Below are 15137 nucleotides of genomic sequence, written 5' to 3' on the forward strand. Positions count from 1 at the left end.
CCCCCCCCCCCCCCCCGCCCACCCCCGGGGGCCACCCCCGGCGCGGGCCCCGCCCGCCCCGCCGTATCCGACCCAGGGCGCGCCGGTCCCGCCCGTACCCGCGCCTGGCGTACCCGCGGCGGCTCCGATGGTCCCGCCCGCCGCGTCCGGCATGGCCGCCCCGGGCATGACGCCCGACGCGGCTCCCGTCCCCGCCCCGGACGTACCGCCCGCCCCCGGGCCCGGCTCCCCCTGGCAGAACTACGACCCTTGGGCGTCCCAAGCCCCCCTCCAGCAGAGCGGTGCGCCCATCGCGACCAAGGAGCAGCGGCGTAAGCGGGCCAGGAAGGTGCTGGTGCTCGGGGCCGTGCTGATCGCGCTGGTGGCCGGTGGCATCGGCGGGGTCGTCGGTGCCGCGCTGGAGCGCGACGGCGGGGCCGGGGACGTTCAGTTGCCGCAGGCGGGGCAGGAGGCCCCGGACCGCGACCCCGACAGCGTCGCCGGGATCGCCGCCCGCGCGCTGCCAGGCGTCGTGACCCTGCATGTCAAGGGCGCCGGAGCCGAGGGCACGGGCACCGGCTTCGTCCTCGACGAGCGCGGTCATCTGCTCACCAACAACCACGTCGTCGAGCCCGCCGGGTCCGGAGGCGAGATCTCCGTGACCTTCAACGGCGGCGAGACCGCCAAGGCCACCGTCGTCGGCCGGGACACCGGCTACGACCTCGCCGTCGTGAAGGTCAGCGGTGTCCACGGCCTGAAGCCCATGCCGCTCGGCAACTCCGACAACGTCCAGGTCGGTGACCCCGTGGTCGCCATCGGCGCGCCCTTCGACCTCGCCGGCACGGTCACCTCCGGGATCATCAGCGCGAAGGAGCGGCCGATCACGGCCGGCGGCAAGAAGGGCGACGGCGGCGATGTGTCCTACGTCGACGCCCTCCAGACCGACGCTCCGATCAACCCGGGCAACTCCGGTGGCCCTCTGCTCGATGCCAAGGGCCGGGTCGTCGGCATCAACTCCGCCATCCGGTCGGCCGACAGCGGCTCCAGCCCGACCGGGCAGGCCGGGTCGATAGGGCTCGGCTTCGCCATCCCCGTCAACCAGGCCAAGCGCGTCGCCGAGGAACTGATCAACACCGGCAAGGCCACCCACCCCGTGATCGGCGTCACGCTCGACATGAGCTACACCGGGGACGGCGCCCGCGTCGGCGCCAAGGGCGCGGACGGCGGCCCCGCGGTCAACCAGGGCGGCCCCGGCGAGAAGGCCGGGATCAAGTCGGGCGACGTCATCACCGAGGTCGACGGCGTGCGGGTCCACTCCGGTGAGGAACTCATCGTCAAGACCCGCGCCCACCGCCCCGGTGACCGGCTGCGGCTCACCGTCGTCCGCGACGGCGGGCAGCGGAAGATCACGCTCGCTCTCGGCTCCGCCGACGGAAGCTGAACGTCCCATGCGGAGGGGAGGGGCCGAAATCCGTCCCCTGGGCAAACAACCCGGAAAACCGGTCGTGTCCGCACGGTCGGGAATGCCGGGACGGTATCGGTCTCAGGGGAACGCCGGGTACCGTGGATGCGGCCCGGACCACGGAAGACCCGCATCGACCACCGAGGGCCGAGGACCGAGGACATCGCAAGGAGCTTCAGGTGTTCAATGACATAGGACCGCTCGAGCTGGCCACGATCGTTGTCATCGCCGTGCTCGTGTTCGGCCCGGACAAGCTCCCGAAGGTGATCCAGGACATCACCCGCACCATTCGCAAGATCCGGGATTTCTCGGAGAGCGCCAAGCAGGACATCCGTACCGAACTCGGCCCCGAATTCAAGGACTTCGAGTTCGAGGACCTCAACCCCAAGACGTTCATCCGCAAGCAGCTCGGCGGTGACGAACTGGGGCTCGAGGAGATCCGCAGCAGCTTCGACATGAAGAAGGAGATGGCCGAGCTCACGGACGCGGTCAACGGCCGCGCGTCCGACTCCTCGACCTCCGACTCCTCGACCTCCTCGTCCACCTCGTCCTCCTCTTCGTCCGGTTCCACCGGCGGCACCGTCGACATGACGAAGAAGGCGGACCTGACGAAGAGGGCGGACCTGACGAAGGAGACGGACCTGACGAAGAAGGCGGATCTGACGAAGAAGCCCGGCTCCGACGAGCGCCCGGTCTTCGACGTCGACGCCACCTGAGCCGTCCGCGCTCACCGTCCCCGGACGGGCGGCCCCCGTGCCATGAAGCAGGCCCTGCGCCAACCGGCGTAGGGCCTGCGCACGTCCAGGTGGCCGTACGTACAGGGTGTTTTCCTGATCTTCGAAGCGCTGTGGCTATGCTGCCCAGTTGTTGCGCGGACCGATTGGGAGCGAGGACGCCCGTGGGGGGCGGGCCGCTCGGGTCCGACGAGAGCGAGGAGGCGTCCGAGCATGGAGACGACGAGTCGGGTGGGCGCGCAGCCCCCGGCCGGTGAAGGCGGACAGTCGTCCCCCTACGCCCGGCGCACGGTCGACGGCTATCTCCAGGCGTCCTTCCCGTGGTACGGCCTCGACGAGGCGTTCACGGGGCCGCGCTGGCTGATGCAGGTGGCCACGGCGGCCGACGGCACCGTGGCACACGGTTCGATCGGGCACGGCGACGCGCCCTCGGTCCGTGGCGATGCCACCGAGGACAAGGAGCGGTTCGCGGTCGTGGTGACGGTCGCGGCCCACCCCGTGCGGCGCAGCCCGGACGGTACGGGGCACCTGGAGGCCACCTCGGTCTCCTCCGCGGCCTGGCTCGCGGGCGCGGGGCTGCTGTCGATCACCTGGCCGGGCGGTCTCGACCACACCCTGCGGGACGACTGGGTGGACCAGCAGACCGAGACGGCCTGGGCCCTCGCGGACGATCTCTCAGGACCCGACTGGTCCACCCTCTCCCTGCCCGTGGACGGCGTCCCGACGCCCTTCCACTACCGCGAGTCGGAGTTCGGCTGGGTGCTCGCCGGGTCCACCGAGGCGGGGGTGCACGTGGGCGCGTACGGCAGGGGGATGAGCGCGTACGGGCTCGCCTTCGCCGAGATCAGGGACATCCGCGCCTACGCCGCGTAGACCCGCGACGCCCGCGAGCAGCAGAAGGGGGCACCGTCCACGACGGCGCCCCCGAACCCGGTACCGGAAGCCGGTACCAGCTAGAACTTGTTCTTCGGCGTGAGCCCCAGCGACATGCCCGACAGGCCCCGCTGACGTCCGCCCAGCTTGCCCGCGATCGAGCGCAGGGCCGAGCCCGCCGGGGAGTCCGGGTCGGTCAGGACCACCGGCTTGCCCTCGTCGCCGCCCTCGCGCAGCCGGACGTCGATCGGGATGGAGCCGAGGACCGGGACCGCCGCGCCCGTCGTCCGGGTCAGACCGTCCGCGACCGCCTGGCCGCCGCCCGTGCCGAAGACGTCCACCATCTCGCCGCAGTGCGGACAGGGCAGACCGGACATGTTCTCGACCACGCCCACGATCTTCTGGTGGGTCTGGACGGCGATGGAACCGGCCCGCTCCGCCACCTCGGCGGCGGCCTGCTGCGGGGTGGTCACCACCAGGATCTCCGCGTTCGGGACCAACTGGGCCACCGAGATCGCGATGTCGCCCGTGCCCGGCGGCAGGTCGAGCAGCAGCACGTCGAGGTCGCCCCAGAAGACGTCCGCCAGGAACTGCTGGAGCGCGCGGTGCAGCATCGGGCCGCGCCAGACGACCGGCGCGTTGCCCGGCGTGAACATGCCGATCGAGATGACCTTCACGCCGTTCGCCTGCGGCGGCATGATCATGTTCTCGACCTGGGTGGGACGGCCGTCCGCGCCGAGCATGCGCGGCACGCTGTGGCCGTAGATGTCGGCGTCCACGACACCGACCTTCAGCCCGTCGGCCGCCATGGCCGCCGCCAGGTTGACCGTCACCGAGGACTTGCCGACGCCGCCCTTGCCGGACGCGACCGCGTACACGCGCGTGAGCGAGCCCGGCTTGGCGAAGGGGACCTCGCGCTCGGCCTGGCCGCCGCGCAGCGCGGTCGCCAGCTCGCGGCGCTGCTCGTCGCTCATCACGTCGAGCGCGACGTCGACCCGGGTGACGCCCTCGACGCGGGAGACCGCCTCCGTGACGCGCTGGGTGATCGTCTCGCGCATGGGGCAGCCGGAGACCGTCAGGTACACGGTGACCGCGACCGTTCCGTCCGCACCGATCTCCACCGATTTGACCATCCCCAGTTCGGTGATGGGTCGCTGGATCTCGGGGTCGTTCACCGTCGCCAGCGCTTCGCGCACCGCGTCTTCCGTAGCCATAGGGAGATGGTACGGCGCCCGGCGGTCGCGTCGGAAAGGACGTCAGCGGTCGTCTATGTCACGTCCGCGCCCCCGATCCGCCGGGAATACGGGCCCCTCGGGGCGGTGCCGCTCCTCCAGGTCTCTGACCAGGTCCTGGAGTTCGGAGCGGATCCAGTCCCGGGTGGTGACCTCGCCGAGGCCCGCGCGCAGCGCGGCGATCTCCCGGGTCAGATACTCGGTGTCCGCGATCGACCGCTCGTTCTGCCGACGGTCCTGTTCGAGGTTGACCCGGTCGCGGTCGGCCTGGCGGTTCTGCGCGAGCAGGATCAGCGGGGCCGCGTAGGAGGCCTGCAGGGACAGCATCAGCGTCAGGAAGATGAACGGGTACGGGTCGAAGCGCAGCGGGCGCGGGGCGGCGACGTTCCACACCAGCCACACGGCGATGACCACCGTCATCCAGACGATGAACCGTCCGGTCCCCAGGAAGCGCGCGATCTGCTCCGACAGGCGCCCGAAGGCCTCGGGGTCCCACTCGGGCAGCAGCCGGGCGCGGCGCGGCAGCGGCTGGTCGAGCCGGGGGCGGGTGGCGGCGGTCGCGCCCGAAGGGGACCTGCCGCGCTCAGAGGCCATCGGCGCCCCCCTCGTCCTCCAGATGGAACTCCGTCTCGCGCCAGTCGTCGGGGAGCATGTGGTCCAGGACGTCGTCCACGGTCACCGCGCCGAGCAGCGAGCCCGACTCGTCGACGACGGGCGCCGCGACCATGTCGTACGTGGCGAAGAACCCGGCCACCACGGGCAGCGCCGCGTCCGGGGCCAGGGGCTGCAGATCGTCGTCCAGGAGCGAGCTGACGAGCGTGTACGGAGGGTCGCGCAGCAGCCGCTGGAAGTGCACGGTCCCCAGGTACTTGCCGGTCGGTGTCTCGTCCGGCGGACGGCAGACGTACACCTGGGCGGCGAGCGCGGGGGACAGGTCGGGGTTGCGGATCCGGGCGAGCGCGTCGGCGACGGTGTCGTCGGGCCGCAGCACGATCGGCTCGGTGGTCATCAGCCCGCCCGCGGTCTTCTCCTCGTACGACATCAGCCGCCGCATGTCGGCCGCGTCGGCGGGCTTCATCAGGCTCAGCAGCCGCTCCTTCTCCTCCTCCGGCAGCTCGCCGAGCAGGTCGGCGGCGTCGTCCGGGTCCATCGCCTCCAGGACGTCGGCGGCGCGCTCCTCCTGGAGCTTGCCGAGGATCTCGATCTGGTCGTCCTCCGGCAGCTCTTCGAGGACGTCGGCGAGCCGGTCGTCGTCCAGGGCGGCGGCGACCTCGGCGCGGCGCTTGGCCGAGAGGTGGTGCAGGACGTTGGCGAGGTCGGCGGGCCGGAGCTGTTCGAAGGTGGCCAGCAGGCTCTCGGCGCCCTGCCCCTGCTCCTCCAGGGAGAACCCGGTGACGGCGGACCACTCCACCAGGATCGTCTCGCCCTTGCTGCGCCGGAACGTTCCGCCCTTGCCCCGGCGTACGAAGACCCGGTCCACCTCCCAGTCCCGGCGGGCCGGCAACTGCTGCACGGAGAGGTCGAGGACGGTGACCTCCTCGCCGGTCTCGACCAGCCGGACGCGCCGGTCGAGCAGATCCCCGAACACCAGCCGCTCGGTGGGCCGCTGCTCGAAGCGGCGGACGTTCAGCACCCCGGTCGTGATGACCTGGCCGGACTCGACACCGGTCACCCGGGTCATGGGCAGGAACACCCGGCGGCGGGTGGTCAGTTCGACCACCAGGCCGAGCAGCCGCGGGGAGCGCCGCCCGACGCGCAGCATGACGACGAGGTCGCGTACGCGCCCCACCTGGTCGCCGGTGGGGTCGAAGACGGCGACGCCGGACAGGTGCGAGACGAAGATGCGAGGGGCGCTTGCCGCCATGCCCGCGCCTCCTGTTCCTGCCGTTTCGTCCGCTCCGATGGGCTTCAGGCTAGCCCGTCCCGATGCGGTACGCCCTGGTGAGTGGTGCGGACGGACTGGCTCCGGCGGGCCCGGCGGGCACCGGTACGCTGCCGTACGCCGAGGACCCCCGCATGAGAGGCAACCCCACCTGTGACTGCGATCTCCCAGGGCCGTACCCGCCGTCGGGCCGCATGGGCCGGTGCCCTGTGCGCACTGCTCGTGACGGGGGCGGGGATGACGGGATGCAGCAGCGAGGAGGACCCCGACGCCGGGACGAACGGGGTGGGGAAGCTGTCGCCGGACAAGATCCAGAGCAGGACGCGCGCGGCGGCGAAGTCGGTGGCGACGGTGCGGCTCGCCGGGACCGTGGTCGGCAAGGACGGCACGTACACGCTCGACATGCGTCTCTCGGACAGCGGCGGCACCGGGTCGGTCAGCTCGAAGAACGGGACGTTCCACCTGCTGAAGGTGGGCGAGCAGCTCTATCTGAAGGCCGATGCCGCGTACTGGAGTCAGGGGGACGAGGCGGACGGCAAGGGCTCGGAGGCCGCGGCCGACAAGCTCGAAGGCAAGTATGTGAAGGTCCCGGAGGGGGATCCGGCCTACCAGCGCTTCAGCGGCTTCACCGACAAGGACGCGCTGCTGGACGGGCTCCTCACGCTGCACGGCACGCTGGCGACGGCCGGCAGACATGAGCAGGACGGCGTCCGCACCATCCGGATCACCGGCGACAAGGGCGCGGGCGGCACGCTGGACGTCAGCCTGGACGGAACCCCCTTCCCACTGCGCCTGGTCCGGGCCGGGAACGCGGGGACCCTGCGGTTGGCGGACTGGGGCAAGGACGTCGCGCTGAAGGAGCCGCCGAAGGACGAGACGGTGGACTACGGGCAGCAGTTGCCGAGTTCCTGAGCGGCGCCCGTACGCCAGGCCCGCCTCGCTACGGCTACCGCTGCCGCTTGCGCCCCCGGCGCAGCAGGCGGGGCAGGGCTGCCGGGATCGGGCGGCGCGTCGTGGCCGGGGTCGGGACCGGGGCCGCGGCCTGGGCGTCGGAGGGCAGCGGCAGCGTCGTGCCCCGGGGGACGAGGCGCACCACCCGGCACTCCCGCCGCCACCGCCCCGGCATCTCCTCGCCGTCGGTGGCGTTGAGCCGCTTGCCCTTGAGCTGGGCGACCGTGTCCTCCCACTCGGGCGAGTCCGGCCGCAGCTCCACCACCGTCGCGGGCCAGGTGACGATCCGTCCGCCCTTGTCCTTGCTGCGGACCGTGACGACCGCCGCGCCGCCGTCGACCAGGCCGGGCAGCGGCTGCTCGCCGGGGCCGTCGCCCACCACGCACGCCGCGCCCTCGTGCCACACATGCCACAGCGCGCGAGCGGGCGCGCCCCGGCCGTCCGCGGCGGAGGCCGACGGTGCGCCCTGGACCCAGATGAGCCCGGACTTCTTCGTGGCCTCCTCGACGAGGGCCCGGTCGAGCAGCTCGCTTGTCATGCTCTCCAGCCTAGTAGCGCTGCTGGCGCCCTCTCACAGCCAGCCGTTCCGCTTCAGCGTGCGGTGGATGCCCAGACAGATGCTCGCCGTGATGCCGAGGATCAGCGGGTAGCCGTAGGTCCACCTCAGCTCCGGCATGTGCTTGAAGTTCATGCCGTAGACGCCACAGACCATCGTCGGTACGGCGATGATCGCCGCCCATGCCGTGATCTTGCGCATGTCCTCGTTCTGCGCGACGGACGCCTGCGCCAGGTTGGCCTGGAGGATCGAGTTCAGCAGTTCGTCGAAGCCCACCACCTGCTCGTGGACCCGGGCGACGTGGTCGGCGACATCGCGGAAGTACTTCTGGATGTCCGGGTCGATCAGCCGCATGGGCCGCTCGCTCAGAAGCTGCATCGGCCGCAGCAGCGGCGCCACCGCCCGCTTGAACTCCAGTACCTCGCGCTTGAGTTGGTAGATACGACCGGCGTCCGTGCCGCGGGGCGTCCCCTTGCGGCCCGGCGAGAACACCTCCGTCTCCACCTCGTCGATGTCGTCCTGCACCGCGTCCGCCACCGCGATGTAGCCGTCGACCACATGGTCGGCGATCGCGTGCAGCACCGCCGAGGGGCCCTTGGCCAGCAGCTCCGGGTCGTCCTGGAGACGGCGCCGCAGCGCCCGCAGCGAGCCCTGGCCGCCGTGCCGGACAGTGATGAAGAAGTTCCGCCCGGTGAAGCACATGACCTCGCCGGTCTCGACCAGCTCGCTGTTGGCGGTCAGTTCGTCGTGGTCGACGTAGTGGATGGTCTTGAAGACCGTGAACAGCGAGTCGTCGTACCGCTCCAGCTTCGGCCGCTGGTGCGCCTGCACCGCGTCCTCGACCGCCAGCGGGTGCAGCCCGAACTCGCTGGCGATACCGGAGAATTCGGCCTCGGTCGGCTCATGCAGTCCGATCCATACGAAGTCCCCGTCGCGCCGCACCTGGCGCATCGCCTCCTGCGGGGACAGCGGCTCGCGCGTCTCGACGCGGACACCGCCCCGGTAGACGGCGCAGTCGACGACGGCGGAGGCGGTCTCGGGGCTGCGGGTGGTGGTGTACGCGGTGTCGTTCGTGCGCGGCACGACCGGGCGGGACGACGGACGGACCACGGCGGCGCGCAGGTCACGGATCATCGACATGACGGGCTCCTTCGCAACGAGGCAGCGAGAGGCGCCGGGGGCGGGTGGAACTACCCGGAATGAGGACGTCCGGAACGCGGATGTTTGGCACGTCCACAAAGCGGGGAGCACCGCACCGTCAGGGGCGGGGTTCGCTACGGGGGTGGCGGGTTTCGCTACTGAGTCAGATCAGGCAGTACGGAACGATTCGCTCTTCCGTGCACATGCGAGAGGTGGCAGCCAGACCAGCTACGTCAGCGGCCGGAAGAACGGGTGGTACTGCACGGTCGACTTCGGTCCATTGCAGTCCCACCTCCTCGGGCCGGTCCCCAGTGGGGAAGTCTCATCGGCGTCGGGGCCCGATCGCGACGCTTCTGCGTGCTGCCCCGAACGACCGGGCAAGAGTATCAGCCGACAGAAGTGTCAAGGCGCCGCTTTGCCTGGTACTGACGAGTTCTATGCTCGCCGCATGGCTGATGTTCTTCCCGTGGTCGAGGCCCGTCTGCGTACCGCACTGGGCGAGCCGGACGCGCGCGCCGCGGTCACCTTCCTGGGCACGGACCGCATCGAGGTGCTGCGCTTCCAGGAGGGGGACATCGTCCGGTACGCCACGCTCGGCATGTCCGCCCAGCCCATGACGGACCCCACGGCCGTGGTCGCCGACCCGGTCAAGGGTCCGCGCGCCGAGCTGGTCCTCTCCGTGCGCGGAGGCCTGGCCGACACTGACAAGGTGCTCCGGCCGCTCGCCGTGCTCGCCGCGTCCCCGCAGGTCGAAGGCGTGGTCGTGGCCCCCGGCGCCTCGCTCGACGTCGGCGGCCCGCTGTGGCCCGGCGCCCCCTTCACCTCGGTCCTGGTCGCCGAGCCGGGCGGCCTGGTCGAGGACCTCGAACTCGACGCGCCCCTGGACCCCGTACGGTTCCTGCCCCTGCTCCCCATGACCCCGAACGAGGCCGCCTGGAAGCGGGTGCACGGCGCGCAGGCCCTTCAGGAGCGCTGGCTGACGCACGGGACGGATCTGCGGGACCCGTCCCGTACGTCCGCCCCGCTGGAGTGAGCGATCTCACCCGTCTCGTCAAGAGGCGGTCGGCGGGCGTCAGTTGGCGGCCGTGCGGGCACTCGCCCCGGTCGACGCCTCGCGCCGCCCGCTGACCGCGGCCCGTCCGCCCCGGCCGCGGGGCGCGCTGCGGACGGGTGATCGTCCTTGACGGGGCGCTGGACGGGGAGGACCGTGGGGCCCTATGAGGGGTGAACCCAGTTGCCCGAGATGCGGTGGCCGGGTCAGGGCTCCAGGACTCTTCGCCGACTCCTGGCAGTGTGATGCGCACGGCGCCGTGCATCCGCTCCAGCCCGTGATCCCGCCCAGTGTCGAGGCCCTCGGTGTCGTGGTGCACCGCGCCGAGGTGCCGGTCTGGATGCCCTGGCCCCTGCCGGTCGGCTGGCTGTTCACGGGCGTGGCCTACGCGGGCGACGACCGCAGCGGAGGCCGGGCCACCGCCGTGGCGTGCTCCGGTCCCGGGCCGCTGGGCGGCGTGGGCGAGCTGGTCCTCGTCGGCGAGGAGCTGGGCGTCGGCCTCGGCGCACGGTACGCGGGCATCGACGGCCCGGACCCCGGCCCGTGTCTCGACGTCGAGAAGCCACCCCAGGCGAAGGTGCTGGCCGCCGGCCGCCCCACCCCGCTCTGGCATGTCTCGGGCACCCCCGACGACCGCGCGGTCTTCGCGGGCGAGGCGCGCGGCATGTGGCTGTGGGCGGTCGTCTGGCCGGAGCAGACGGGGATGCTCATGTACGACGAACTGGTGCTGACGGATCTGCGTGACGCGGGCGCCGAGGTGGACCTGCTGCCCTGCGGGGCGCTGTCCCCGCGCCTGCTGGAGCCGTGACCGCGCGGGGTGTCGTACCGCGGCGGGCGCAGTGCCGTACGCGAGCGGGTGCCGGGGGCGTATCCGCAGTTCAGGTGTGACGAGAGAGTCGGACGAGGGGGGCGAAATCCCCGTTATCCTGGAGCGTCCCCTATTTGTCCCGTCCCCGCTGGAGGCCGTGTCGTGCGCATCGACCTGCACGCCCACTCCACCGCCTCCGACGGTACGGACACCCCGGCCGAGCTGGTGCGCCGCGCCGCCGGCGCCGGACTCGACGTCGTCGCGCTCACCGACCACGACACCACGCACGGCCATGCCGAGGCGATCGCCGCGCTGCCCGAGGGGCTGACCCTCGTCACTGGCGCCGAACTCTCCTGCCGGCTCGGCGGTGCGGGCGTGCATCTGCTGGCCTATCTCTTCGACCCCGAGGAGCCCGACCTGCTCGCCGAGCGCGAGCTGGTGCGGGACGACCGGGTGCCGCGGGCCCACGCGATGATCGCGAAGCTGCGGGAGCTGGGCGTGCCGATCACCTGGGAGCGGGTGGCGCGCATCGCGGGCGACGGCTCGGTCGGACGGCCGCACATCGCCTCCGCGCTGGTCGACCTCGGGGTCGTCGGATCCGTCTCGGACGCGTTCACGCCCGAGTGGCTGGCCGACGGCGGTCGCGCCTACGTCGAGAAGCACGACAGCGATCCCTTCGAGGCGATCCGGCTGGTCAAGGCCGCGGGCGGGGTCGCCGTCCTCGCGCACCCGGCGGCCCCGAAGCGCGGGGAGACCCTGCCGGAGTCCGCCCTCGCGGACCTCGCCGCGGCGGGACTCGACGGCATCGAGGTCGACCACATGGACCACGACCCGGCCACCCGGGCACGGCTGCGCGGCCTGGCGGGCGAGCTGGGTCTGCTCGCCACGGGCTCGTCCGACTACCACGGCAGCCACAAGACCTGTGTCCTCGGGGAGTTCACCACGGACCCCGAGGTGTACGGAGAGATCATCCGCCGGGCCACCGGGGCGTTCCCGGTGCCGGGCGCCGGTGGACGCCGGATCACCTGACCCTTTCGTAGCTCTCCGTAGCTCCGCAGCTCTCCGAGAGCCCCTGTTCTCGAGGCACCCGGCCCTGGCCGACGTGCCTCGCCGTCGCGCGCCGTTCGGCCGCGATCACTGTCCCCGTCGCTGCGGCCTGCCCGCCGCCGCACGCTTGTCCGCACCTCTCGCAAGGCCCCCATGTTCGACGTCGCCGTCTTCGGTTCCCTGTTCCTCACCCTCTTCGTGATCATGGATCCCCCCGGGATCATCCCGATCTTCCTCGCGCTGACCTCCGGGCGTCCGGCCAAGGTGCAGAAGCGCATGGCCTTCCAGGCCGTCTGTGTGGCCTTCGGTGTCATCGCCGTGTTCGGTGTGCTCGGCCATCAGATCCTCGACTACTTGCATGTCTCCGTGCCCGCGCTGATGATCGCGGGCGGGCTGCTGCTTCTGCTGATCGCTCTCGACCTGCTGACCGGCAAGACCGATGAGCCGCAGCAGACCAAGGACGTCAACGTCGCCCTCGTGCCCCTCGGGATGCCGCTGCTGGCCGGGCCGGGCGCGATCGTGTCCGTGATCCTCGCCGTGCAGAAGGCCGACAGCGTGAGCACCCAGGTGTCCGTGTGGACGGCGATCCTCGCGATCCATGTCGTGCTGTGGCTGGTGATGCGTTACTCGCTGCTGATCATCCGTGTGATCAAGGACGGCGGCGTGGTCCTGGTGACCCGGCTCGCGGGCATGATGCTCTCCGCGATCGCCGTGCAGCAGATCATCAACGGCATCACCCAGGTCGTCCAGGGAAGCTGACGCGGGCGTCCCGACACCTCCCGCTGCACACGGAGCCCCGTACGGCATCTGCCGTACGGGGCTCCGACGTCTTCTGCCCTGCCCAGGGCCGAGCGGTTACGAGGCGGGCGTGTCGGCCGGGCGGATCCACAGCCGCTGACCTATGGCCGCGGCCTGCTGAACGATCTGCTTGACGGAGGCGGCGTCTACGACGGTGCTGTCCACGGCCGTGCCGTCGACGTCATCGAGTCGCATGATTTCGAAGCGCAAGGAGGCTTCTCCCTTCGTCTGGTCATCCTCCTGAGGAGAACTACTGGATGTGTGCGGCGCGCGAGGCGGCTCTGCCCCGGTCCTCCTCGTACAACGAGATGCATCCTGCAAAGATTCCCTACGCTAAGGAAAATTTTCGAATCCCTAAGCATTGGTCGAGATCAAGCCGATATGGTGCGCGTTGTGTCGCACAGGACACTGTTTGGGGCCGGTTGTGTTCGCAGCGTGACCGCCGGGACAATGGAGGCATATGAACGACGACCTGGCGGCGCTCGGCGCCCGCATCGACCGTACGAACGAGCTGCTCCAGCGCATGCTCGCCGAGGTGGCCAAGACGCCGTCGACGCATGCGATCTTCGTCGACGCCGGATATCTGTACGCAGCCGCGGGCCGGCTCGTCGCCGGCACGGAGGACCGCCGGGCCTTCGACCTCGACGCCGAGGGGCTGATCGACGCGCTCATCGACATGGCGCGCACGGTCTTCGCCGACAGCCGACTGCTGCGCGTGTACTGGTACGACGGCGCCCGGCGCCGCATCCACACGGCGGAGCAGCAGTCCATCGCCGAACTGCCGGACGTGAAGGTGCGGCTCGGCAACCTCAACGCCAACAACCAGCAGAAGGGCGTCGACTCCCTCATCCGCTCCGACCTGGAGTCACTGGCCCGGCACCGCGCGATCAGCGACGCGGCGCTCATCGGCGGCGACGAGGACCTGGTCTCGGCGGTCGAGGCGGCGCAGGGGTACGGCGCGCGGGTGCATCTGTGGGGCATCGAGGCGCCCGAGGGCCGCAACCAGGCGGAGCCGCTGCTGTGGGAGGTCGACAGCCAGCGCACCCTCGAACTCGACTTCTTCAAGCCGTACGTGGCGCGGCGCACCGTGGCGTACGAGGCGTCGTCCTCGGCTCGCCCCACGCGTGAGGAAGTCCGCTTCGTGGGTGCGCAGATCGCGGCGAAGTGGCTGGGCGCGCGGGGCCGGGAGTCACTGGCGGAGCTGTTGCCCGGACACCCGTATCTGCCCGGCTCCGTCGACCAGGACCTGCTGGTGGAGGCGGAGGGGCTGCTGCAGTACTCGCTGCGCGGCCAGGCGGATCTGCGGCGCACGTTGCGGGACGGGTTCTGGGACCACCTTCAGGCGCAGTACTAGGGAGTTGTAGGGAGGGTGTCCCAGAAGGCGGCGAGGGCGCGGGCCGTCACGGCGGGCTGTTCGGTGTTGGGGGAGTGCTCCGCGTGCGGGACGACGGTGCGGTGGGCGTCCAGCCGGGCCGCCATGTCGTCCAGGAGCGGGACGGGCCAGGTGTCGTCGCGGACCCCGGACAGGACGTGCACCGGAAGGCCGGTGGCGGCCAGCTCGGCGACCCGGTCGGGCTCCTCGCACAACTGCCGCCCCGTGGCCACGAGCTGGGCGGGGCTGGTGCCGATCCAGCGCCGACGCAGGCCCGCCCCGTCGGAGAGCCCCTCGTCGAGGCCTCCGGTGGCGGCCTGCTCGGCCGGTTCCATGGCCTGCATGACGTCCCAGACCTGGGCCATGTCCATCACAGTGAGGGCGTCGCGCAGCAGCTTGACGCGCTCCTGCTGGGCGGCGGAGATCGCCGCCGGACCGGAGGACATGAGGGTGAGGGAGACGAACGGGGAGGCGTCGAGGAGGACGGCGGCGCGGGCGATCTGACCGCCCAGCGAGTGCCCGAGAAGATGTACCGGGCCTTTGACGGCGTGGGCCTGCGCGATGACGTCCCGCGCCAACTCGCCCTGCGCGTACGGTGCTTCGTCGTCCCGGGGGCCGGGGGACTCGTACTGTCCCCGGCCGTCGAGCGCGAGGGTCCGGTACCCGGCCGTCGCGAGCAGCGGTTGCAGGAGGATGAAGTCCTCCTTGCTCGCGGTGAATCCCGGCAGCAGGAGGGCGGTCCCCTTGACGTACGGCGTCGCCGCGGCGGCGTCCAGTACGGCGAACTCCCCGCGCGCCGTGGCGAGCCGGTGGGCCCGGATGCCGGGCGGCGGGTCGAAGGTCGGGGGACGGCTCATAGGGCGAGGTTACCGGGCGGTCGGGGCGGCGAAAGGGCGGGGTTGAGCGACCTCGCGGCGCAACGCCGAAGGCCCGCCCCCATGTGGTGTGGGAGCGGGCCTTCGGGTCGCTGACGCGTCAGCCCTCCACGGCCTTGCGCGTACGGCGGCGCGGCTTCGCCGGGGCCTCGTCCGCCGACGCCGCGACCTCGGGCTCGGCGGCCACGGCGGCCTTGCGCGTACGGCGCTTCGGCTTGGCCTCGGGCTCCTCGCCCGCCTGCGCGGGGATCACGGCCTCGACCTTGGCCTCGGCGGCCTTGCGGGTGCGACGGCGGGGCTTGGCCTCCGTGGCCTCTGCGGTGTCCGCGGGGGTCTCGGTGGCGGCTGCCGTCTTCCGGGTGCGGCGGGGCTTGGCG

The 15137-nt window shown here is 71.7% G+C and carries 16 protein-coding genes and 1 pseudogene; 9 read left to right on the forward strand and 8 right to left on the reverse strand.

Going from position 1 to position 15137, the window contains the following annotated elements; all coding sequences use genetic code 11:
• From NGF19_RS29550 to NGF19_RS29560, 3 genes are all read left to right on the forward strand, one after another.
• The coding region (locus NGF19_RS29550; RefSeq protein ID WP_252428883.1) for a S1C family serine protease at nt 1-1420 on the forward strand (1420 nt) is incomplete at its 5' end.
• Nucleotides 1421-1620: 200 nt separating this feature from the next.
• Nucleotides 1621-2157, forward strand: a complete 537-nt coding sequence (locus NGF19_RS29555; RefSeq protein ID WP_252428885.1) for a sec-independent translocase — start codon at nt 1621-1623, stop codon at nt 2155-2157.
• A 231-nt stretch (nt 2158-2388) separates the two neighbouring features.
• Nucleotides 2389-3048, forward strand: coding sequence for a hypothetical protein (locus NGF19_RS29560; RefSeq protein ID WP_252428887.1), 660 nt, complete (start codon nt 2389-2391; stop codon nt 3046-3048).
• A gap of 80 nt (nt 3049-3128) precedes the next feature.
• On the opposite strand, the gene NGF19_RS29565 is transcribed toward NGF19_RS29560, so the two are convergent.
• The 3 genes from NGF19_RS29565 to NGF19_RS29575 are packed head-to-tail and all read right to left on the reverse strand — an operon-like array spanning nt 3129 to nt 6144.
• Nucleotides 3129-4262, reverse strand: a complete 1134-nt coding sequence (locus NGF19_RS29565) for an Mrp/NBP35 family ATP-binding protein (RefSeq protein WP_252428889.1) — start codon at nt 4260-4262, stop codon at nt 3129-3131.
• A 42-nt stretch (nt 4263-4304) separates the two neighbouring features.
• Nucleotides 4305-4874: a DUF1003 domain-containing protein gene (locus tag NGF19_RS29570; protein WP_252428891.1), complete on the reverse strand. Its 570-nt coding sequence runs from the start codon at nt 4872-4874 to the stop codon at nt 4305-4307.
• Nucleotides 4864-6144, reverse strand: coding sequence for a magnesium transporter MgtE N-terminal domain-containing protein (locus NGF19_RS29575; protein WP_252428894.1), 1281 nt, complete (start codon nt 6142-6144; stop codon nt 4864-4866). Before NGF19_RS29575 ends, NGF19_RS29570 begins: the two co-directional genes overlap by 11 nt.
• Before the next feature lie 171 nt (nt 6145-6315).
• Between NGF19_RS29575 and NGF19_RS29580 the strand changes: the two genes are divergently transcribed.
• Entirely contained in the window at nt 6316-7074 is a 759-nt protein-coding gene (locus NGF19_RS29580) for a hypothetical protein (protein ID WP_252428896.1), read from the forward strand.
• Between the two features lie 34 nt (nt 7075-7108).
• On the opposite strand, the gene NGF19_RS29585 is transcribed toward NGF19_RS29580, so the two are convergent.
• Nucleotides 7109-7651, reverse strand: a complete 543-nt coding sequence (locus NGF19_RS29585; RefSeq protein WP_252428898.1) for a hypothetical protein — start codon at nt 7649-7651, stop codon at nt 7109-7111.
• 33 nt (nt 7652-7684) lie between these two features.
• A complete protein-coding gene (locus NGF19_RS29590) occupies nt 7685-8809 on the reverse strand; it encodes a magnesium and cobalt transport protein CorA (protein ID WP_252428900.1) in 1125 nt (374 codons plus the stop codon).
• 448 nt (nt 8810-9257) lie between these two features.
• Here NGF19_RS29590 and NGF19_RS29595 point away from each other — a divergent pair, with 448 nt between their 5' ends.
• The 4 genes from NGF19_RS29595 (at nt 9258) to NGF19_RS29610 (ending at nt 12474) form a co-directional block, all read left to right on the forward strand.
• Nucleotides 9258-9842: a suppressor of fused domain protein gene (locus NGF19_RS29595; protein WP_252428902.1), complete on the forward strand. Its 585-nt coding sequence runs from the start codon at nt 9258-9260 to the stop codon at nt 9840-9842.
• A gap of 184 nt (nt 9843-10026) precedes the next feature.
• Entirely contained in the window at nt 10027-10668 is a 642-nt protein-coding gene (locus NGF19_RS29600) for a DUF6758 family protein (protein WP_252428904.1), read from the forward strand.
• A gap of 162 nt (nt 10669-10830) precedes the next feature.
• Complete coding sequence (locus NGF19_RS29605) at nt 10831-11697, forward strand: PHP domain-containing protein (protein WP_252428906.1); 867 nt, start codon at nt 10831-10833, stop codon at nt 11695-11697.
• Between the two features lie 171 nt (nt 11698-11868).
• A complete protein-coding gene (locus NGF19_RS29610; RefSeq protein ID WP_252428908.1) occupies nt 11869-12474 on the forward strand; it encodes a MarC family protein in 606 nt (201 codons plus the stop codon).
• 96 nt (nt 12475-12570) lie between these two features.
• Here the strand turns inward: NGF19_RS29610 and NGF19_RS29615 are convergent, their stop codons facing one another.
• Nucleotides 12571-12723 (reverse strand): DUF8834 family protein, encoded by a 153-nt coding sequence (locus NGF19_RS29615; RefSeq protein ID WP_450467628.1) that lies wholly within the window; start codon nt 12721-12723, stop codon nt 12571-12573.
• 250 nt (nt 12724-12973) lie between these two features.
• On the opposite strand from NGF19_RS29615, the gene NGF19_RS29620 reads away from it, so the two are divergent.
• Nucleotides 12974-13867: an NYN domain-containing protein gene (locus NGF19_RS29620; RefSeq protein ID WP_252428910.1), complete on the forward strand. Its 894-nt coding sequence runs from the start codon at nt 12974-12976 to the stop codon at nt 13865-13867.
• On the opposite strand, the gene NGF19_RS29625 is transcribed toward NGF19_RS29620, so the two are convergent.
• Entirely contained in the window at nt 13864-14742 is an 879-nt protein-coding gene (locus NGF19_RS29625) for an alpha/beta fold hydrolase (protein ID WP_252428912.1), read from the reverse strand. The genes NGF19_RS29620 and NGF19_RS29625 overlap by 4 nt on opposite strands.
• Nucleotides 14743-14860: 118 nt before the next feature.
• Nucleotides 14861-15137: pseudogene (locus tag NGF19_RS29630) on the reverse strand (DEAD/DEAH box helicase); the annotation flags it as partial.

The sequence above is a fragment of the Streptomyces macrolidinus genome (genome assembly GCF_023887685.1).
Taxonomy (GTDB): Bacteria; Actinomycetota; Actinomycetes; order Streptomycetales; family Streptomycetaceae; genus Streptomyces; species Streptomyces macrolidinus.

Bases quoted from the DNA above. Each gene is read 5' to 3' on its own strand.
- NGF19_RS29590 (WP_252428900.1), bottom strand. From the start codon at position 8,809: ATGTCGATGATCCGTGACCTGCGCGCCGCCGTGGTCCGTCCGTCGTCC.
- NGF19_RS29595 (WP_252428902.1), top strand. From the start codon at position 9,258: ATGGCTGATGTTCTTCCCGTGGTCGAGGCCCGTCTGCGTACCGCACTG.
- NGF19_RS29585 (WP_252428898.1), bottom strand. From the start codon at position 7,651: ATGACAAGCGAGCTGCTCGACCGGGCCCTCGTCGAGGAGGCCACGAAG.
- NGF19_RS29610 (WP_252428908.1), top strand. From the start codon at position 11,869: ATGTTCGACGTCGCCGTCTTCGGTTCCCTGTTCCTCACCCTCTTCGTG.
- NGF19_RS29570 (WP_252428891.1), bottom strand. From the start codon at position 4,874: ATGGCCTCTGAGCGCGGCAGGTCCCCTTCGGGCGCGACCGCCGCCACC.
- NGF19_RS29600 (WP_252428904.1), top strand. From the start codon at position 10,027: ATGAGGGGTGAACCCAGTTGCCCGAGATGCGGTGGCCGGGTCAGGGCT.
- NGF19_RS29625 (WP_252428912.1), bottom strand. From the start codon at position 14,742: ATGAGCCGTCCCCCGACCTTCGACCCGCCGCCCGGCATCCGGGCCCAC.
- NGF19_RS29560 (WP_252428887.1), top strand. From the start codon at position 2,389: ATGGAGACGACGAGTCGGGTGGGCGCGCAGCCCCCGGCCGGTGAAGGC.
- NGF19_RS29575 (WP_252428894.1), bottom strand. From the start codon at position 6,144: ATGGCGGCAAGCGCCCCTCGCATCTTCGTCTCGCACCTGTCCGGCGTC.
- NGF19_RS29565 (WP_252428889.1), bottom strand. From the start codon at position 4,262: ATGGCTACGGAAGACGCGGTGCGCGAAGCGCTGGCGACGGTGAACGAC.
- NGF19_RS29620 (WP_252428910.1), top strand. From the start codon at position 12,974: ATGAACGACGACCTGGCGGCGCTCGGCGCCCGCATCGACCGTACGAAC.